This is a genomic window from Atopobacter phocae ATCC BAA-285 (assembly GCF_000526675.1).
Lineage (GTDB): Bacteria > Bacillota > Bacilli > Lactobacillales > Aerococcaceae > Atopobacter > Atopobacter phocae.
The window spans coordinates 1-20,194 of record NZ_JAGN01000033.1; the positions used below are offsets into that span (position 1 = coordinate 1).

The following is a 20,194-nucleotide window of genomic DNA, read 5'->3' on the forward strand; positions in this document are numbered from 1 at the left end:
GTTTTCCGCTTTAACATTTTAATGTTGCCGGGGTGGCGGAACTGGCAGACGCACAGGACTTAAAATCCTGCGGTAAGTGATTACCGTACCGGTTCGATTCCGGTCCTCGGCATTAAATGTTGCACTCATAGCTCAATTGGATAGAGTACCTGACTACGAATCAGGCGGTTACAGGTTCGACTCCTGTTGAGTGCATTGCAAGACGGGAAGTAGCTCAGCTTGGTAGAGCACTTGGTTTGGGACCAAGGGGTCGCAGGTTCGAATCCTGTCTTCCCGATCAAGAGTACTTTTAAACTGACTGATATCAGTTTTTTTTGTTTTTAAGTAATTTAATAAGATAAGTTAGTAGGCAGATTTCTTTTGATATAGTTTTTTTAAACTTATACAATAGATGAAATCTGTTTTTTTGTATATAAAATTTCAATATTAATGAGATTTTATTCTTGAAAGGAATAATATTTTTTGAAAGACAAGGAGCAATTCACTGGGCTTCATGTTATAATTAAAAATAATTAAGTACACTTAAAAAGGGAGAGGTAATAAAATGGAATTTATTTTGAAACAAAAGATAGAGTTAAACAAAAGCCTTCTATTATTTGTAGAAGAAGGAACGGTATTAACAAATTTTCTTGAAAATGATGTAGCAAGATATTTTAGTGAAACGAGAAAATTTACAGGAGAAGCTGGTTCAATCAGTGAGCTATATGCGCCAGATGCTCAACAATATATTTTAGTAGGCGTTGGAAAAGGAGATCATTTAAAAGCAGATGATATAACATTTTATGCTTTTAAAGCAGCACAGCACATCAATCAAGCGAAGTTAGATCAGGTAGCTATCCAAATTCAACCGTTAGGCCATGTAAAAGAAGAAGAAGTATTTGAGCGTGTTGTTGAAGGGTTCTCACATTTTAGTTATCAATTTAATACCTATTTAACGAAGAAAAAAGAGTTGAATTTAAAAGAAGTGGATTTAATTACGTCTATCTCTGATAGTGAGTCTCGATTAGAACAAATAAATCACATAATTGACGGAATGTTTTGGACAAGAGATTTGGTTAATCAACCAGCTAATGTGTTATATCCTGAATCTTATGCCAATGAAATCGTTGAAAAATTCAGTGATTTACCAATAAATGTAAAAGTTTATGCAGCTGATGAATTAAAAGAATTAAATTTAAAAGGTTTGTTGGCAGTTGGCCAGGGATCTAAACGTGATCCACGATTTGTAGTAATGAAGTATATGCCTGAAGGAGAAAATCTACCAGCGATTACATTAGTTGGAAAAGGGGTAACGTATGATTCTGGTGGATATGCAATCAAACCAGCGACAGGCATGGTCGATATGAAGAGTGATATGGGTGGCTCCGCGGGCGTTGTTGGTACACTTTATGCATTAGCATCTAATAATATTCAAAAGAATGTCATAGGTATTGTTGGGCTAGCTGAAAATATGATTGATGGACAAGCATATAAAAACGGTGATATCATTTCAACTATGAAAGGTACAACTATTGAAGTTCATAATACAGACGCTGAAGGAAGAATTACTTTGGCAGATTCGTTATATTATGCAGCAACTAAAGAAAATAGTGAGTTAATTATTGATTTAGCAACGTTAACAGGCGCTAGCTTAGTAGCTTTAGGTGAACGAACAATTGGATCTACTACTAATAATCGTCCATTATTTGAAGAGATAAAAGAAGCAGGACAGTCTGTAGGAGAAACACTATGGGAAATGCCGATGACAGAAGATTTAAGAGATACTGTCAAAGGAACAGTGGGAGATTTAAAAAATACAGGTGGTCGTTTTGGTGGAATGATTACTGCTGGTATCTTCCTTGAACATTTTGTTGAAGGAAAGCCTTGGGTGCATTTAGATATTGCTGGTCCAGCATTTGGGTCATCTGCCTATCGCTATTTACCAAAAGATGCGACTGGTGTACCGGTTCGTACATTATATCGCTTTATTAAAGAACGTTCAAAAAAATAGAATAAAAACGTTTTAGGGTTCTAGCTTTCGAGCTAGAACCTTTTTGTTTAAATAAAAAAGAACTATAATAATTTTTAGTAGAATATGTTGCATTTATTTGTATTCAGGTGTATATTATATACAATGAATCAATTAAATACTGCACTCATAGCTCAATTGGATAGAGTACCTGACTACGAATCAGGCGGTTACAGGTTCGACTCCTGTTGAGTGCATCTTATTAGACACTCTATTTGGAATCGTTCAATAGAGTGTTTTTTTGCATTAACGCTTCATACTTGCATAAAATTAAAACAGGCGTATAATAGTCAGTGAAGGTCAAATGTAAGGAGGGGCGTATATTATGGCCAATTTATCGGATCATATTGAGGATTATATTAAAGCTTATTTAACACAAATGAATGAAGTTGAATTAAGAAGAAGTGAAATTGCGTCACAATTTGATTGTGTACCTTCTCAGATAAATTATGTTATTAATACACGTTTTACAGTTCAAAAAGGATATAGTGTTGAAAGTAAACGTGGTGGTAGTGGATATATTCGAATTTCCAAAATACAAGTCCAAAATGACTCGGAACATCTGGATTTAATTCAAGGTCAACTATTGCCTGAGATGACTGAGAATGATACTAAAAAATATTTAACAGATTTATACCAACAAGATTTAATGACTAAAAGGGAAGCTCAATTATTATCATTAGTATTAAATAATCATCTTATATCCAAACAAGATGTGGGAAATAAATGGCGGAGCGACATGCTGAAAGAAATTAGTGATCATTTGAAGTATTTATGGTAATAAATGATAGGATGAATATTTTATGATAAAAGCATAGAAAGAGGTCGATGATATGAATGAATTATTTACTAAGTATGCAAAACATGCAGTTTTAATTGCGGCAGAATCAGCTATTCATTTTAAACATCAAGCAGTGGGGACTGAGCATTTACTTTTAGGTTTGGCAGCAGAACCGAACGGCTTGGGTGGAATGATACTACGCGATAATCATGTAACGCCTGACAAAATTCGTGCAGAAATAGAACAAATAACAGGATATGGTTTATCTGCTCGAACAATTGATCCACTATATATGCCTTATTCACCGCGAGCTAAACGCATCATTATGCAAGCATCTTCAGAAGCAGAGCGTATGGGACAACCATTGATTGGAACAGAGAATTTACTATTAGCACTGACTAGAGAAGAAGCATTAGCTCAACGAATTATAGTTAACTTAGGTGTGGATCCACATACTTTACAGGTGAAAGTTTTCGAACGGTTAGGAATACAAGATCCAAAACGTGCTTCACGTCAAGCGAATCGAATGAATCAAGCGCAAAAGGAAAGCAAAGGGACACCAACTTTAGATGAGTTAGCACGTAATATGACAGAGTTGGCACGTAATAAAGAAATTGATAAGGTGATTGGTCGAGATACCGAAATTAAACGAATTGTCCAAGTTTTAAGTCGTCGTACCAAGAACAATCCGATTTTATTAGGAGAGCCTGGTGTGGGAAAAACTGCAGTTGTTGAAGGATTAGCGCAACGGTTAGTTCAAGGTGATTTACCCGCTCATTTATCAGATAAAAGAATTATGATGCTCGATACTGGTGCGTTAGTTGCAGGAACTAAATTCCGTGGAGAATTTGAAGAACGTTTAAAAAATATTATTGAAGAAGTTTATGAAGATGGCGAAGTTATTTTATTCATTGATGAAATTCATACGTTAATTGGTGCAGGTGGAGCAGAAGGTGCGATTGATGCATCAAACATTTTAAAACCGGCCTTAGCTCGAGGAGAGTTACAAGTCATTGGTGCTACAACTTTAGATGAATATCAAAAATATTTCGAAAAAGATGCAGCCTTTGAACGTCGTTTTGCCAAAATAACAATAGATGAACCAACAGAAAGTGACTCAATTGAAGTGTTGAAAGGGTTACGTGAATATTATGAAGAACATCACCACGTTAAAATTTTAGACGAAGCAATTGAAGCCGCAGTTAAAGATTCTATCCGATATATTACGTCACGTCGTTTACCGGATAAGGCGATTGATTTAATTGATGAGGCTAGTGCCAAAGTCCGATTAGAAGCAGTGGGTGAAACAAGTCGTATAGCAGAATTAGAAGCTCAAATTCAAAAAATGGCAATGCAAAAAGAACAAGCCGTATTAAATCAAAATTTTGAAGAAGCGGCACGCTTACGTGTTGAAGAAATTAAGTTAAGAGAAACGTTACAGCAGTTAGAAAAACGGCAATTAGAAAATGATACATCAAATGCGAGTGAACAAGACTATAATGTAGTGGTTGATCGTCATGTGATTCATGCAGTTGTTTCACAATGGACAGGCATTCCAATGAGCCAAATGGAACAATCGGAAAGTGAACGTTTAGTTCATTTGGAAGATGAATTACATGAACGTGTGATTGGGCAAAAAGAAGCGGTAAGTGCGGTTGCGCGAGCAATTCGTCGATCAAGAAGTGGACTAAAAGATCCACGTCGCCCAATTGGTTCATTCTTATTCTTAGGACCAACTGGTGTGGGGAAAACGGAATTAGCTAAAACATTAGCTGAATCAATGTTTGGTGAAGAAGATGCACTCATTCGTGTGGATATGAGTGAATTTATGGAACAACATACAACGAGTCGTTTAGTTGGATCTCCTCCAGGATATGTTGGATATGATGAAGGGGGGCAATTGACAGAGAAAGTGCGTCAAAAACCTTATTCCGTTATTCTCTTTGATGAGATTGAAAAAGCTCATCCAGAAGTATTCAATATTCTCTTACAATTATTGGATGATGGTCATTTGACTGATTCAAAAGGACGTAAAGTGGATTTTAGAAATACGATTATTATTATGACCTCTAATTTAGGGGCTACTGCTCTTCGTGATGAAAAAACAATTGGTTTTGGTGCGGTAGATGCTAAGCACAATTATGAGGCTATGGAAAAACGAATTCGTGAAGAATTGAAAAAATCATTCCGTCCAGAGTTCTTGAATCGAATCGATGAAATGATTGTATTCCATTCACTTAAAAAAGAAGAATTAAGTCAAATTGTTGAATTGATGGCGAAAGATATTGTGAATCGCCTTGCTGATTTGGGTATGACTTTAAAAATTACAAAAGGTGCAATTGAAGTAATTAGTAAAGTAGGGTATGATCCAGAATATGGTGCTAGACCATTACGTCGAGCGATTCAAAGACAAATTGAAGATCCATTAAGTGAAAAACTACTTAGTGGAGAAATAAAATTAGGACAATCAGTGACAATTGGAGCACGTCAAGGTGAAATATACATTAAGCCAATTGAAACGAAAAAAACGGCAAAAGAAAAGGAATCAATTGCAACAGCTTAATAAAATAAAATAAAATAAAATAAGTCTCCAACTAAAGTTGGAGACTTTTTCATTAAAAAGTACTTTGTAAAGCAATTTTTTTAGTGATATGCTACAATTAAATTATAGTAATCTGTTCATGCAAGTGAACAACTAAAGGAGTGATACATATGTCAACAAAGAAGGCATTGTGGGTAAGTTTAGGAGCAGCAACAGTTATTGGTGTCGCAGCGTATTTTATTGCGAATGATGAAGAGAGCAGAGAATCAATTGCAAGTTTTATTAATCGTCAAAAAGTAAAATTCTTTGTACGTGAAAAATTGAATGGTAACAATAAAGCGATGGAATTAGTCGATAAATTATCAGATGACGATATTAATCGCTTAATGAAAGTATTAGAAACATCAAAAGATTGGAAAGAATCAATTGTTAATACATTAGATGATGTTAAAAATAAAAGCATTGGCGTGAAAGAAAAAGCAATGGGTGAAGACTGGCTTGATAAAGCGGTTAAAGTAGCAGAAAAATATTTAGGTTAGTCGATAAAATAGTACAGATTGTCTAATAGCAAAAAGATGAGGAAAGTTCCTCATCTTTTTTTATTACATAAACGTAAAAGATTAGTCTAGTAAATGTTGAGGACGAAATTGAGGGAAAAGTGATTTAACAAATGTTAATTCATCAATATGTCTTAATTGATACCCCGTTTGTGAATAAAAACGATCTAGGCGATAGTTTAATGTATTTCGATGAATGAACAACATCTTACTTGCTTTAGAAATATTCAAAGAAGCATCCCACATCGCATTAATCAATTCTTGTTCATCATTCGTTAATTGAATTAATTGGCGGATTGCTTCAATCAAAGGGACTTGATTATGCCATTCTTTTTTTGCATACCAAGCATGAATTGCAGGTAAGTGAGTGAGAAAAGCTTGGTTCATTTCTACTAACTGTTTAAATATCTCTTTCTCTGCTTGAAAAATAAGATAAGAGAATTGTTGAATAGGCCAACGATGACCAACAAACACGTTGAATAATTCACCAAGTTCTTCACTCAGAGGTTCTTCGATTTCTTGCATCAGATGAAATAAATCGAATGGTTCCGATGTTAGCGTTCCAATTAAAATAGTTTGTGGATCTAGCCACATTACACCAAAAACGTGTGGAATAACGGTTTGAAAAATATCGAGCCAATGACTATCCGGTATAATTATATGATGGGGTTGGATATAAAGCCATTGGATGTAAAATTTTGATGTACTATTTGGAATAGTTGTTTCTTGATTCAAAATAAAAGCATCCCATGCAGGTGGAAATGAAGATAACGGAACAAATGGTTGGACGTCAGCATGATGGGTTAATTGTTGAACTAACCACTGTTCGCGTTCAGTTAAATCTTCAAGCGGAATGGTCAGTTGTTGACCATTCATTGGAATTTGAATGACTTGCTGATGGACAAGTTCACGCGTTAAATAAGCATTAGGAAAGAGTGTGCGAATTGACTTGGTCATAAAATGCTCCTTTAAATAGCTAATAACGTATTTTATCCTATTATATCAGAATTTATTCCATACGTTTAATGTTTCAAAAAACTCCTAGATTTGATATGCTAATACGGAACTCAATAAGAAGAGGTGATCAAGGATGAGTCAAATAAATACAAAAGAAGCGGAAAAATCACCAGAATATTTCATGAAAGCAGCTATTGAAGAAGCAAAAAAAGCTGAACAAATGGGTGAAGTGCCTATTGGAGCAGTTGTTGTATTAAATAACCAGATTATTGGTCGAGGACACAATCGACGTGAATTAACACAAGTAGCGACAACGCACGCAGAAATGTATGCTATTGAAGAAGCAAATCGATATTTAGGTAATTGGCGTTTAACTGATTGTGATTTATATGTGACGTTGGAACCTTGTCCGATGTGCTCGGGAGCCATTATACTCAGTCGATTAAGACGCGTGTATTATGGAGCAAGTGATTATAAAGCGGGAACTGCTGGGACATTAATGAATTTATTAACGGATACACGTTTCAATCATCAAGCAACAGTAATACCAGGTGTGTGTGAAGAAGCATGTCAACAACTTTTATCGCATTTTTTCAAAAAATTGCGAGAAGCTAAAAAAGAGAAAAAGCGATTATTGAAGGCAATTAATGAATCTGAGCATTTCAATCAGATGACTGATTAATCCTTTTTACGAGTTGTGGATCTCCCACTAGCAATTTCAAATAAAATTTGATATACTATAAATGTCGAAAGACCATAGGCAATAACGAACTTACGAACGAGTCAGGTCCGGAAGGAAGCAGCTATAAGTAAGCTTCGTTATGTGCTCTATGTATTTTTTTTTGCCTAAATTTAGAATATGTGCCAGTTCATTGCATCAATATGGTAAACTGATTGAGAAGTATCTTTAAAAAAGGAGAGGAACTATGGCATATCAAGCACTTTATCGCGTCTGGCGACCACAAACATTCGAAGAAGTTATCGGTCAGCCAACGATTGTTCAAACGTTACGTTACATGGTATCTGAAAATAAAACAAGTCATGCTTATTTATTTTGCGGACCACGTGGGACAGGAAAAACAAGTGTTGCTAAGATCTTATCCAAAGCAGTGAACTGTTTAAACTTAAAAAATGGCGAACCATGCAATGAATGTGCATCATGTGTGGCAATTCGTGAAAATCGAATGAGTGATGTCATTGAAATTGATGCAGCAAGTAATAATGGTGTAGATGAAATTCGAGATATTCGAGATAAAGTACGTTACGCACCAACAGAAGGCCGTGTTAAAGTATATATTATTGACGAGGTTCATATGTTGTCAATTGGGGCGTTCAATGCATTATTAAAAACGTTAGAAGAACCACCAGCCAATGTTTTGTTTATTTTGGCGACAACTGAACCGCATAAAATACCAGCGACTATTTTATCACGGACGCAACGCTTTGATTTCCGCCGAATTCCTAAAGAAGATATTGAACAACAATTAGAAAAGATATTAACGAGTGAATCAGTCACTTTTGATCCGGATGCATTGAGTATTATTAGCGAATCCGTTCATGGAGGAATGCGCGATGCATTAAGTATTTTAGATCAAGCACTAGCTTATGATGGGGCTAATTTAACAAAAGAACATGCTTTAATAGCGACAGGTAGTTTAAGTAAAGAATTATTAAGACAGTATATTGATGCAGTAATGTCAAGAAATGTAGAAACCGCATTGGAGATCATTCATCAAGCGTATGCTGCTGGAAAAGAAGCCAGTCGAATGATTGAAGAAATGATGGGGTACACGCGTGATTTATTAACTAAAAAAATTAATAATGACTATGATGCCAATGTGTTATATGAAATGGTAGACCGTTTAACAACAACTCAACGCGATATGCGCTATTCAAATAATCCACTAATTTATATGGAATTATTAACGGTTCAATTGAGTGAACTACCTCAAATAATAAATAAAAACATATCAAAAGAAATAAGCACAGCTGATGAATATCACGAAGAACCTATGCCACCAGCTCCATATGAAATGGATGATAATATTTGGCCACAAATCGAGCAATTACAAGCAGAAGTGAGGCAATTGCAAGATAAAATAAAACAAATGACGACGGGTGGCGCCATTGAAAAAGAAGTTCGGACACCACTCAAACCAGACGCGGTGAAGTATAAAGTAAATATCCGTGAAATACATCAAGTATTGGACATTGCGACAAAGCCAGCGATTACTGAGTTGAATCAAATTTGGCCAGATATTTTACAATTGTTATCCAATGCAGAACGTTCAATTTTCAAATTAGCAGAAATAGTGGCAGCGAGTGATAAAGGATTTGTTATGGCATTTCCTTATGAGTTATTAGCTGTAAAAGCCAATGAAGAAGGACCGCGTTCAGTAGTCCTTAATTATTTAAATAAACAAATCGATTATCAAGGAACTTACACAACAGTAACAATTGATGATTGGAAACACGTTCGAAAAGAATACATATTAACAGCTCGACGGAATAAAACCAGTGAAAGTGCAAGTCATCAAACAGAAAGCTTAGGGGAAAATGGCACAGAAGAAGTTCAACCAGATATTACCCAACAAGCGATTGATTTATTTGGTGAACAGCATGTACTTGTGAAGAAAAGTCGGCATGAAGAATAGCATAAGTATTTATAAAAAATAGCGGAAGAACACGTAAATGACCTCAATTCATAGTGATGAATTGAGGTTTTTATTTCTAATCAGTTATTAAACATACATAGAATGCTTTTAAATAATAGCTACTTAAGTCCATGAAATAAAACAATAAAAAAAGCCAAGGACTTATGCTATACTGAATAAGAGTACAATCAACAATTAGTTAAAGATTGATTGTCATATTTGGAAAAAGGAACGTACTATCTTTATAAATTCATCAAAAAATGAATAAAAAAAAGTAATGACGATTTTTCCAAATTTAAATTGAAAGATTCAAGGAGGAATTAACTATGCGCGGTATGCAAGGCATGATGCAAAAAATGCAAAAAATGCAAAAAGAACTAGAGAAAGCACAACAAGAAATTAATGAGACAGAATTTACTGGAACTTCACAAAGTGATCTTGTCCAAGTGACAGTTAACGGACAAAATGAGGTTTTATCTGTGAAAATTAAACCAGAAGCAGTTGATGTAGATGACATCGAATTATTAGAAGATTTAGTTTTAATGGCCACTAACGATGCCTTACAACAAGTAAAAACAACGACAGAAGAGAAAATAGGACGCTATACAAAAGGATTGAAAATTCCTGGTTTATAAAATCAAGTGTAGGGCTTCTATCTTCGTAACAAAACAAGTAAGAGAAGAGGTAGAGCATGCATTATCCTGAACCCATTGCACGTTTAATAAATAGTTATATGAAGTTGCCGGGAATTGGTGCAAAAACCGCTGCTCGTTTGGCTTTTTATACATTAGATATGCCAGAATCAGACGTGTTAACATTTGCGGATGCTTTAGTGAGTTTACAGCGTGATTTAACAAGGTGTTCTATTTGTGGAAATATTACAGAAAGTGATCCATGTTCAATTTGTTCAGATGATTCACGTGATCAAACAACGCTCTTAATTGTTGAGAATACAAAAGATTTAATGTCTTTAGAGCGGATGCATGAATACAACGGACTATACCATGTGTTGAATGGTGTTCTTTCGCCATTAGAGGGACGTGGGCCGGATGAACTGAATATTGCTAGTTTGATTACTCGATTACAATCATCCGATCAAGTGCAAGAAGTCATTATCGCTACAAATGCAACAGCTGAAGGTGAGGCAACAGCGATGTACTTAACTCGTTTAATTAAACCTTCGGGTATTAAAGTGACTCGTTTAGCTCATGGATTATCTGTAGGATCAGATATTGAGTATGCTGATGAAATGACCTTGTTTAAAGCAATTGAAGGCCGTCGAGAACTATAAGGAGTCAGATAAGAAATGAATGGTTTATTTATTACATTAGAAGGACCTGATGGATCAGGTAAGACGACAGCTTTGAAGCGAGTATTAGAACGTTTCAAAGCGGAGTTTCCACAGGCGCAATTTAAAGTGACACGAGAACCTGGTGGTAACCCAATTGCTGAAGAAATTAGGAAGATTATTTTAGATCCAGATCATACAGCGATGGATGCGCGAACAGAAGCCATTCTATATGCTGCAAGTCGAAGACAACATTTAGTTGAAACGGTCTTACCAGCATTAGCTAATCAAGCCATTGTTTTATGTGATCGATATGTGGACAGTTCGCTTGTCTATCAAGGCGTAGGACGTGGTATTGGAATCGATGCCGTCGCTCAACTCAATGAATTTGCGACAGAAGGTGTGATGCCAACTTTAACACTGTATTTTGATTTATCTCCAGACGAAGGACTAAAAAGAATCCGAGAAAATCGTCCGCAAGAAACTAATCGGTTGGATCAAGAGGCTTTGTTATTTCATCAAAAAGTTTATCAAGGCTATAAAGAGTTAGTCGAACGTTTTCCAAACCGCATCGAAGTTATTCAAGCGAACCAATCAATGGAAGCAGTAGAGGAAGCTGTTTATCAGGCTTTACATCCAGTTATCACACATTATTTAAATCAATTAAATTAAATAGGAAAAGAGGGAACTTCAAATGAAATTGATCGTAGCCATTGTACATGATGAAGATAGTTATGAATTAGGACAAGTATTCGGAGAAAAGAAAATTTCTGCAACACGCCTTAAATCAACAGGAAGCTTTTTAAGAAGTGGCAATACGACGTTTCTAATTGGTGCAGAAGATGACCGAGTGAATGATATTTTAGCTATTATTGAAGAACATGGACAACATCGTTCGGAATTAATTGCTCCAACTTCTTATACGGAAGGTGGTATTTTCAATAATTTTGCTCCACCTGTTGAAGTTGCAATTGGTGGTGCAACAGTTTTTGTCCTACCTATTGAATCCTTTTTTAAATTTTAATTGAAATTCACGCGAAAGAACAGGATGGTTGCATGGCACAGACAATTGTAGAGCAATTAAATCAAATCGCTAAGCAAGGGCAGTTGAGTCATGCTTATTTAATCGATGGTAGTGATGTATTAGGCCGCGAACGACTAGTTCAAGAAATGGCTGCAAATCTGTTCCATCGAATGGATAATCGAGCAGTCGAACAAATTCAAAAGCAGATTCAAGAACAACAACACGCAAACTTTATTTGGGTGAGACCAGATGGACGAAGTATAAAAATTGATCAAGTACGTGAAATGATTAATGAGATGACGCGGACAAGTATGAGCGGAGGACACCGAATCTATGTGCTGAGTCCAGCCGATCGAATGACTGTTGAAGCGAGTAATAGTTTGCTTAAATTTTTAGAAGAGCCGACTACAGGTGTTCATTTATTTTTATTAACAGATACAAAAGAGGCACTACTGCCAACCATTCAATCACGTTGTCAGTGGATTCATTTGCCACAACCAAATCGTCAAACGTTAATAAAGCAATTTCAAGCTGCGGGTTTGACACAAGAACGGTCAAATTGGTTAACTTTCCAAACGAATCAATTGGATGAAGCAATCGCATTAGATCAACAAACAGATTATTTTGAACATGTAGAAGTAAGATGGCGTTGGTTTACGCAGCTAATGATAAAACCAATGGATGCTTTTTTATCTGTAGAATCAATGGTATTATCTCAAGTAGAGAATCGAGATGATGCGTTGTTATACATTGAAGATTTGTTATTATTTACACGAGATGCGACGCTAATAGCTAAGAAGCAATCTAAAAATTTAGCAAGACCAGATCATTTGAAAGAGTATCAGCAATTATTACAGCGCTGTTCGCTGAACAACGTGATTAACATAGCCAGTCAACTAATTGAAACGAAGCGATATATTGAAGCCAACGTAGGAATTCGTAGTGCTTTTGAACATTTAACACTAATACTAAGTAAGCAACAAAAGAGGTGAGGTAGATGCAATCCATTATGGAGGATTTATTTCAATTTGAACAATCATTAGAAAAAATGCGTCTTGTAACAACCGAGATGCAAAATCAAATTAGTCAATTAATGCACGAAAATCAGGAGTTGAAACTCGAAATCGAACGATTAACGCATCTGTCTCAGCCAGAAACAACCCTAACTAAAAATAAACAAAAATTACCTGCTACGTCGATACAAATGATGCATGATCTCTATTCGCAAGGTTTTCATATCTGCAATGAAGAATATGGAAAACGAATGAAGAGTGGGGAGCATTGTCTATTTTGTGAAGGGATGCTTAGTCGACTAGCGGAAGGAGCAGCAGATGACGCTAGAAAGTAACTGGTTAAAACCAGGTGAACGCTTTGATCATTTAATTCGTGAAAAAATTGATATCATCCAGCATCCAGACGTATTTGCTTTTTCCATGGATGCTGTTTTATTAGCAGATTTTGCACAACTACCAAAACGTCCACGCGCACTTATTCTTGACCTTTGTTCTGGAAATGGTGCGGTGGGCTTTTTGATGCGTGGAAAAACAGAAGCAATGATTCACCTTGTTGAATTACAAGAACGATTGGTTGATATGGCAGAACGAACGATTCAAGCCAATCAATTACAAGCACTATACAAAAGTCATATGTTAGATGTGAACGATTTAGAAAAACAATTTAAACCGGATAGTGTGGATTACATTACGTGCAATCCACCTTACTTTACAACAAATCATCATGAACAATTGCATCATTTAACACATCATCAAATAGCACGACATGAAGTGTATTTGACGTTTGAACAGTTATGCTATCGAATTAGACGTATTTTAAAGACAAAAGGAAAAGCAGCTTTTGTTCATCGACCAGAACGGCTCCCTGAATTATTACAAACATTAGCGATGAATCATTTAGCACCTAAAAAAATACAATTAATCCATCCTAAAAAAGATCGACCAGCAAATGGTGTACTAATCGAAGTAATCAAAGATGGTTCTTTAAACGGACTAATTGTTCTTCCACCAAGAATTATTCATCAAGATAACAATCAGTATACACAAGAGATGAAGGAGTTATTAGGTATATGAAACCAGAGAAAGTAGCGTACTTTTATGTATTAGTTTGTAAGGATCGCTCTTTTTATGCCGGATATACCACAAATTTAACTAATCGAGTCAATACACATAACAGTGGACAAGGGGCAAAGTACACACGAGCAAGACGCCCAGTTCATTTAATCTATGCAGAACAATGGGCTAATTCGTCTCAAGCAATGAAACAAGAGTATTGGTTTAAGCAACTGACTCGCAATCAAAAAGAAAGATATTTAGTTGAACAAGGGGTTACACCACCATTTAATTCAACTACTTCATTTATGTTGCAGCGAATGAGTGAAACCCATCAAAATATAGAGAAAAAGAAGGAATCGACTAATGAATGAATTAGGTAAATTGTATTTAATTCCAACACCAATAGGTAATTTAGAGGATATTACGTTACGTGCTTTACGTTTGTTAGAAGAAGTTGACTTAATTTTAGCGGAAGATACACGTCACACACAAAAACTATTAAACCATTTTGAAATAACAACAAAACAATTAAGTTTTCACGAGCATAATGCTTTGAGCAGAATTCCTGAATGTATTGAACGTTTACTTAATGGAGAGCATTTAGCGCAAGTGAGTGATGCCGGAACTCCATCAATTAGTGACCCTGGATTTGAATTAGTTCAAGCAGCAATTGATCACGGAATACAAGTCGTTCCTTTACCTGGAGCGGTGGCAGCTACTACTGCGTTAATAGCTTCGGGACTTTCACCACAACCTTTTCTCTTTTATGGATTTTTATCTCGAAAGAAAAATGATCGATTGCAAGAACTTCAGTCGTTAAAACAGCGTAGTGAAACAGTTATCTTATATGAATCACCACACCGAATACAATTATTATTAAAACAAATTGAACAAGTATACGGATCGGAACAAAGCATAGTATTAGCTCGTGAATTAACCAAACATTATGAAGAATTCATTCGAGGAACAGTAAGTGATTTGATCGAACGTTCCAAGCAATTAACTTTAAAAGGAGAGTTTGTCGTTTTAATCGGAGCTCATTCATCAATTGAATTAACTGCTTTAGAAAACACAACTGAAACTGTTAAACCAGTTGACCCACTTGAATTAGTTGAAGAAAAAATAAAGTTAGGCGAAAAAACTAATCAAGTTATTAAAGAAGTAGCTCGACAATACCAAATGGATCGTCAACAATTATATCGTCGATATCATGGTTTGGATGAAGAAGATAAGGGCAATTAAAAAACGCTTGAATAGCTATTCAAGCGTTTTTAATAATAAAAATAAGCCACCTGCCGGGTTTGAACCGGCGACCTCTTCCTTACCATGGAAGCGCTCTACCTACTGAGCTAAGGCGGCATCGAATACAGATAATAGCATACTCAATTTTTAAATCGTTGTCAATAGATGCGAAAGAGAGATTTAAAAACTAGGAAAAGAAGAAAATAAGATAATTTATTGTATAAATTCTACATGTTATTTAGATTAATTACATTATAAATGTTAAGAAAGCTATAATTAATAAAATGTGTTTGATATACTAAGGTTAGATAGTAAAGATGTTATACAAAATAGTATTGGAGGATATGTAGTGAAAAAAAGAATGATTAAGCAAGCGGGAAAAGGCTGGGTTGTCGTAGCAGCGTCATTCGGCGCTTTAGCGATTGGATTATTCGGTAAAGGGGAAACCATTGCAGCAAGTGAATGTTGGGTGGCTAATACACCAGAGCAAATAGATATTAAAAAAGGTGATACAGAGTATACATTGAAAAAGGGAGATACCTTATGGGCGATCTCAATGAAAATTAATGTGAACGTTCAAACACTCGCAGCAATTAATAATATTAATTTAGAGGCACGTGAACAGTATCATTTACCAGTTGGATTAGTAATTAAATTCGAACAAGGTCAATTGACAGCTGTTAAACCAAATGGTGAAATTCAAAACACAGGTGTGACAGTTAATGAAACAAATAAAGTCGTTCCAAATAAACCAGTTGGAACAGATGTAACAGAAGAGGTTCAACAAGGTCAAGGTAACATTATGGGTGAGCCGAACAATGTTGAAAATGGGCAACCTAAACCGGGTATGAATGAACATGTAGTACCGAAAAATAAAAAAATCTCATCGATAGAAGTAGTAGAAGAAAATTCAGAAGTAGAATTAATTATTCCTGCCTATGAATTGACGCCAGCACCAGCGCCAAAAGAAGAAGTTCCATTACCTCCATTTCCAGATGATAAGCCGGAAAAAGAAGCAGTGCCAGAAATGATGGTACCTGAGAAAGCGCCACAACTGGAAGAACAACAACCGGATCTGAATAAAGAAAATGAAATTGCACCGGAACCAGAAAAGCAAAACGAAATCATTCCAGCACCAGCGCCAAAAGAAGAAGTTCCATCAACCCCATTACCAGATAGTAAGCCGAAAAAAGAAAAGATGTCAGAAGAGTCGGCACCTGATAAAATGCCACAATCGGAAGGAAAACAACCAGAAACATCTGTGATACCAAATCCGGAGTACCCTAAAGAAGACAAATCTTCAGAGTCAGACGATGAAGGACTAACAACGTCAGAAGAGGTGGTTCCTGATAAAACACCACAACCGGAAAGAAAACAACCAGAAACATCTGTGATACCAAATCCGGAGCACCCAAAAGATGACAAACCTTCAGAGTCAGATAATGAAGGATTAGCAATATCAGAAAAAGATATACCAGAGAGTTCGAAAGAAGAGACAAAACCAGAGGATAAATCCCCTAATATGCCTGAACATTTTGAGCCACGGTTGACTGGAAAAGAAGCATCCAATGCAAAAGGAGCAGCCTTAGATGGAGCGACAATCGTTTTAAAACCATTAGATCAGTATGGACGTGCGGTCGGAGCTCATATGATTTTAAACGATAAACATGAGCCAGGAAGAAATGGAAAAAAAAGAAATGGACGAATTAATGTTGATCCAAAAGGTTGGAAAAATTTTAATATAGATAATAAATGGGTGAATAATCGCGGTCATTTATTAGGGTATCAGTTCAGTGGATTAAATGACGAATTACGTAATCTAGTGACAATGTCTGCTTATCTAAATAAAGGTAAAGAGGGAAATGGAACGAATCAAAATAATCCTGAGGGCATGTTATTTTATGAGCAACGGTTAGATTCATGGTTACGATTACATCCAAATTATAAATTAGATTATTTTGTAAAACCGCTATATCATGATGATAATTTGACCCCATATGCAGTTTACATGCAATGGGTAGGTGTGGATGATAAGGATCAATTGTTTGAAGTGAAAATAGATGGAAATTCAAAAAACATATATGAATTGTATCATGCAGTGACACTACAAAACACATCTCCTTCCTATAATATTGATTACAAAACAGGAGAAGTTACGTTAAAAGAAAAAAACTAGGCTAAATGTCTGCTAGAAATAAGATAGATTTTGGCTCTTTGTCAAATATGGTTGATGACGAGGTGAGGTAACCGTACGGGTACTTCGCCTCTTTTTTAGGTTCTATAATTTATAGAGTTGATATCTTGAGCAATCAACCTTATAAATTTTTTTAAGAACAACACATATTAACATACAGATATATGATAAATATACCATAATAAACCAATCTAGCTTATTCAGCACTTCTTCACTGAGTTTGCTTATGCTAGAATTACAGTGTAAAAAGGGGATTATACTAAAAAGGAGGTTTTGATCATTATGAAACAAATAGGAAATTTAAGGTTTAAAAAGCGTATGTTTATAGCAGCTATGGTTGGGACTATATCATTAAGTTTATCTAATGAACAAATAATTCATGCGAATGAAAACTGGAAAGCGACACAACCAAATCAGATTACTATACAAGAAAAAAACACAGAGTATACTATGAAAAAAGGCGATACCTTGTGGGCAATTGCGATGAGAACCAATATCAATATTCAAACGTTAGCTGCGATTAATAATGTCCGTTTAAGTGAAGGAGATCAGTATCATCTACCCGTAGGTTTGACTATAAAATTTGGACAAGAAAAAATAACAATTTCATCTCCTAATAGTGATGTATTAAGCACGAAAATCACTATTAACAATACAAATAAAGTAATATCTAATCAGCCAATAGGAACGGATATTACACAGTTTGTTGAAGAAGGAGATATCATTGGACAACCGAATAATCTTGAAACAATAGAGCAAGCAGTAGATAATGCGAATGAAGTAGCTGGGAATTACCTTTCGGATACAGTGCAAAATACGGAAGAAGAATCATTGCATCCAACTTTATTTGTGTCAAATGAAAATGAAACGGATCATTCTCATTCTTTAGAACATGATCAAGATCTTTCTTTTAATCTATCAGAGGCGAATAATCAGGCAAGTTTATCCCAGTCTGATGAGCGAGCGAATATTACGGAAAATATCAATCGAATAGTCATACCAACCAATGAAATAGATAATGATGAGTTAAAAAAACTACAAATGGAAGAGAAGCAAGAAAATAAAAATGAGAGTGATGAAGAATATAAAGCAGTGGCTGATGATTTAGAGAATCAATCAGAAGAGCCTATTGTATCAACTTCTCTTGATAGAGTAGAACAAGTTTCTGCTGATGCAATAAATAATGAAGATAATGCGCCAATAGTGTTAAAAATTATAGCGCCAGTGAATGATGAACCGTTATCGTCATATACGTCTTCTTCTGATCCATTTGCGTATAGTTATCGTCAGACTAAAAAAGTATCACCAAATAGAGAATTTTTACGTTCTGGAGAATACACAGGAAATAAATTTAATGTTCTTAGAGAATATGAACGATTAGAAAGAATAAAATATCAAATCATTCAAAAAGAAACAGAAGATTTAAAGGAAAATGAATTACGTGTTATTCAAGAAGGTAAAGAGGGGTTATTAAGACGACGTATTCGTGAATATACAAATGGGCAAAAAGAATCACTAGCTACAACAATTATTGAAAAGCCCCAAAATTATATTATAGCTAAGGGAATAAAACGTCAAAATCGAATACAAGTTGATGAAGCGTCATATCAACCAACGAGATATCAACCAATAACAAGAGATGAACCAGAGATGAATCGACCAGTAAGAATTGAAAATAATCGACTGTATGAAAACAGATGGTATAGACCGTCTTCTTCATTAGGAACGTCGCGATATATATATGATCCTAAGATGGGATATAAAGAAGGTGGAGAGTATATTCGTGGCGGTCGAATCGAACGTTTTATTATTAATGATGCTACACCGTTAAATGAAATGAAAAAGTTAGAGGCAGAAGAACGTTATAGACGAGCGATGGACCGAAATGGAAAATATACAAATTATGTAATAGTAAGAAATAATGAAGAGTATATGAGATATGAAGTGGGAGTCAGTCCTGAATTGATTCAAGCATTTAATCGACATGAAATTTTTGACGTTAATTTATTCAATGAAGAAATGATTAATTTAGTGAATGAAGAGCGAGCAAAATATAGACTAAAACCACTAGCTTTTGATAGTGAATTGCTTAGAATTAGTCAAATTCGATCAGATGAATTATCAAAATATGGAAGCATTCGAGTCAAACGTGGAAATCTAGTTCAAGCTCACGTTAGATTGGACGGAAGTAGTTTTAGAACAGCGGCATACGAAGTAGGATATCCTCAACCTAATCGACTAGGAGAAAATCTAGCATCAAATTATACAAATAATAATTATGGTTTAGTCAGTGAAAAATATATGGCAAAAGTATTTTTTGATCAATGGAAAAATTCACCAAGTCATTACAGAAATATGATGGTAGAAGGGTATAACAATCTTGCAGTAGGCCTTAGCTTAAATAACTATATAGACATTTATTCGCGAGATGGCAGCTCGGCAAGATACGATGCCAACTATATCACAGCAGCAATGATTTTATCGTCTATGTAATTTTGTGAGAAAGTAATTTAAATATTATTGTATATGTATTTGTTAATGGGTTATCAAATTAAATAGAAAAGTAAACTATTAAGCATCTATGGATTTTATATGATAAAGTCCATATAATTGTGTAAAAGATAAAAGGCCATATAAAGCTCCTTTTACGGTACAATGTTTTTACCAGAAAACCTACCCAGGAGGACTTTATATGACCCAAGTACATTTTACACTGAATAGCGAAGAGGTTCAAAGCATTATTGAACATTCGGTAAAAGATGATGTGTCTAAAAACATTTTGACAACAGTGTTCAACCAGTTGATGGAAAATCAGCGAACAGAATATATCCAGGCTGATGACTATGAACGATCCGAAAGTCGTCAGAGTCAAAGAAAT

19 protein-coding genes, 5 tRNA genes and 1 other RNA gene are annotated in these 20,194 nt (G+C 35.3%); 23 read left to right on the forward strand and 2 right to left on the reverse strand.

Annotation, left to right across the window (positions count from 1 at the left end; all coding sequences use genetic code 11):
- The first annotated feature begins 26 nt into the window (after window positions 1-26).
- From L866_RS0106055 to L866_RS09080, 8 genes are all read left to right on the forward strand, one after another.
- A tRNA-Leu gene (locus L866_RS0106055) sits at window positions 27-112 on the forward strand.
- Between the two features lie 9 nt (window positions 113-121).
- A tRNA-Arg gene (locus L866_RS0106060) sits at window positions 122-195 on the forward strand.
- Between the two features lie 8 nt (window positions 196-203).
- Window positions 204-277 (forward strand) — tRNA-Pro (locus L866_RS0106065).
- A 267-nt stretch (window positions 278-544) separates the two neighbouring features.
- Complete coding sequence (locus L866_RS0106070; RefSeq protein ID WP_025730157.1) at window positions 545-1,990, forward strand: leucyl aminopeptidase; 1,446 nt, start codon at window positions 545-547, stop codon at window positions 1,988-1,990.
- A gap of 141 nt (window positions 1,991-2,131) precedes the next feature.
- A tRNA-Arg gene (locus tag L866_RS0106075) sits at window positions 2,132-2,205 on the forward strand.
- Window positions 2,206-2,333: 128 nt separating this feature from the next.
- Window positions 2,334-2,789 carry a CtsR family transcriptional regulator gene (locus L866_RS0106080; protein ID WP_025730159.1) on the forward strand — a complete coding sequence of 152 codons (456 nt, stop codon included), beginning with the start codon at window positions 2,334-2,336 and terminating at the stop codon, window positions 2,787-2,789.
- 52 nt (window positions 2,790-2,841) lie between these two features.
- On the forward strand, window positions 2,842-5,352 hold the full coding sequence (locus L866_RS0106085; RefSeq protein ID WP_025730161.1) for an ATP-dependent Clp protease ATP-binding subunit: 2,511 nt from the start codon (window positions 2,842-2,844) through the stop codon (window positions 5,350-5,352).
- A 149-nt stretch (window positions 5,353-5,501) separates the two neighbouring features.
- Window positions 5,502-5,870: a hypothetical protein gene (locus tag L866_RS09080; RefSeq protein ID WP_025730163.1), complete on the forward strand. Its 369-nt coding sequence runs from the start codon at window positions 5,502-5,504 to the stop codon at window positions 5,868-5,870.
- 81 nt (window positions 5,871-5,951) lie between these two features.
- On the opposite strand, the gene L866_RS0106095 is transcribed toward L866_RS09080, so the two are convergent.
- On the reverse strand, window positions 5,952-6,845 hold the full coding sequence (locus L866_RS0106095; RefSeq protein WP_025730165.1) for a helix-turn-helix domain-containing protein: 894 nt from the start codon (window positions 6,843-6,845) through the stop codon (window positions 5,952-5,954).
- Window positions 6,846-6,978: 133 nt separating this feature from the next.
- Between L866_RS0106095 and tadA the strand changes: the two genes are divergently transcribed.
- From tadA to rsmI, 12 genes are all read left to right on the forward strand, one after another.
- Window positions 6,979-7,527, forward strand: a complete 549-nt coding sequence (gene tadA / locus L866_RS0106100; RefSeq protein ID WP_025730166.1) for a tRNA adenosine(34) deaminase TadA — start codon at window positions 6,979-6,981, stop codon at window positions 7,525-7,527.
- Window positions 7,528-7,592: 65 nt separating this feature from the next.
- Window positions 7,593-7,691: signal recognition particle sRNA small type (gene ffs / locus L866_RS09315), an RNA gene on the forward strand.
- 80 nt (window positions 7,692-7,771) lie between these two features.
- Complete coding sequence (dnaX, locus tag L866_RS0106105) at window positions 7,772-9,499, forward strand: DNA polymerase III subunit gamma/tau (protein WP_025730168.1); 1,728 nt, start codon at window positions 7,772-7,774, stop codon at window positions 9,497-9,499.
- Between the two features lie 326 nt (window positions 9,500-9,825).
- Window positions 9,826-10,134, forward strand: coding sequence for a YbaB/EbfC family nucleoid-associated protein (locus L866_RS0106110; protein ID WP_025730170.1), 309 nt, complete (start codon window positions 9,826-9,828; stop codon window positions 10,132-10,134).
- A gap of 56 nt (window positions 10,135-10,190) precedes the next feature.
- Complete coding sequence (recR, locus tag L866_RS0106115) at window positions 10,191-10,790, forward strand: recombination mediator RecR (protein WP_025730172.1); 600 nt, start codon at window positions 10,191-10,193, stop codon at window positions 10,788-10,790.
- Between the two features lie 15 nt (window positions 10,791-10,805).
- A complete protein-coding gene (tmk, locus tag L866_RS0106120; RefSeq protein ID WP_025730174.1) occupies window positions 10,806-11,459 on the forward strand; it encodes a dTMP kinase in 654 nt (217 codons plus the stop codon).
- A gap of 22 nt (window positions 11,460-11,481) precedes the next feature.
- On the forward strand, window positions 11,482-11,811 hold the full coding sequence (locus L866_RS0106125) for a cyclic-di-AMP receptor (protein WP_025730176.1): 330 nt from the start codon (window positions 11,482-11,484) through the stop codon (window positions 11,809-11,811).
- 32 nt (window positions 11,812-11,843) lie between these two features.
- Window positions 11,844-12,803: a hypothetical protein gene (locus tag L866_RS0106130; protein WP_025730178.1), complete on the forward strand. Its 960-nt coding sequence runs from the start codon at window positions 11,844-11,846 to the stop codon at window positions 12,801-12,803.
- A 5-nt stretch (window positions 12,804-12,808) separates the two neighbouring features.
- A complete protein-coding gene (locus tag L866_RS0106135) occupies window positions 12,809-13,159 on the forward strand; it encodes an initiation control protein YabA (RefSeq protein ID WP_025730180.1) in 351 nt (116 codons plus the stop codon).
- The gene (locus L866_RS0106140) at window positions 13,143-13,898 is read left to right on the forward strand and encodes a tRNA1(Val) (adenine(37)-N6)-methyltransferase (protein WP_025730188.1); all 756 of its coding nucleotides are present in this window, start codon (window positions 13,143-13,145) and stop codon (window positions 13,896-13,898) included. Before L866_RS0106135 ends, L866_RS0106140 begins: the two co-directional genes overlap by 17 nt.
- Window positions 13,895-14,251 carry a GIY-YIG nuclease family protein gene (locus L866_RS08645; protein WP_025730190.1) on the forward strand — a complete coding sequence of 119 codons (357 nt, stop codon included), beginning with the start codon at window positions 13,895-13,897 and terminating at the stop codon, window positions 14,249-14,251. Before L866_RS0106140 ends, L866_RS08645 begins: the two co-directional genes overlap by 4 nt.
- On the forward strand, window positions 14,244-15,122 hold the full coding sequence (rsmI, locus tag L866_RS08650) for a 16S rRNA (cytidine(1402)-2'-O)-methyltransferase (protein ID WP_035446279.1): 879 nt from the start codon (window positions 14,244-14,246) through the stop codon (window positions 15,120-15,122). Before L866_RS08645 ends, rsmI begins: the two co-directional genes overlap by 8 nt.
- A 44-nt stretch (window positions 15,123-15,166) precedes the next feature.
- Here the strand turns inward: rsmI and L866_RS0106155 are convergent.
- Window positions 15,167-15,239, reverse strand: a tRNA-Thr gene (locus L866_RS0106155).
- A 232-nt stretch (window positions 15,240-15,471) separates the two neighbouring features.
- Here L866_RS0106155 and L866_RS09085 point away from each other — a divergent pair.
- The 3 genes from L866_RS09085 to L866_RS0106170 form a co-directional block, all read left to right on the forward strand.
- Entirely contained in the window at window positions 15,472-17,298 is a 1,827-nt protein-coding gene (locus L866_RS09085) for a DNA/RNA non-specific endonuclease (protein ID WP_025730192.1), read from the forward strand.
- Window positions 17,299-17,598: 300 nt separating this feature from the next.
- The gene (locus L866_RS0106165) at window positions 17,599-19,809 is read left to right on the forward strand and encodes a LysM peptidoglycan-binding domain-containing protein (RefSeq protein ID WP_025730194.1); all 2,211 of its coding nucleotides are present in this window, start codon (window positions 17,599-17,601) and stop codon (window positions 19,807-19,809) included.
- A gap of 199 nt (window positions 19,810-20,008) precedes the next feature.
- Window positions 20,009-20,194 (forward strand): transposase (locus L866_RS0106170; protein WP_025730196.1); only part of this gene is annotated, 186 nt, incomplete at its 3' end.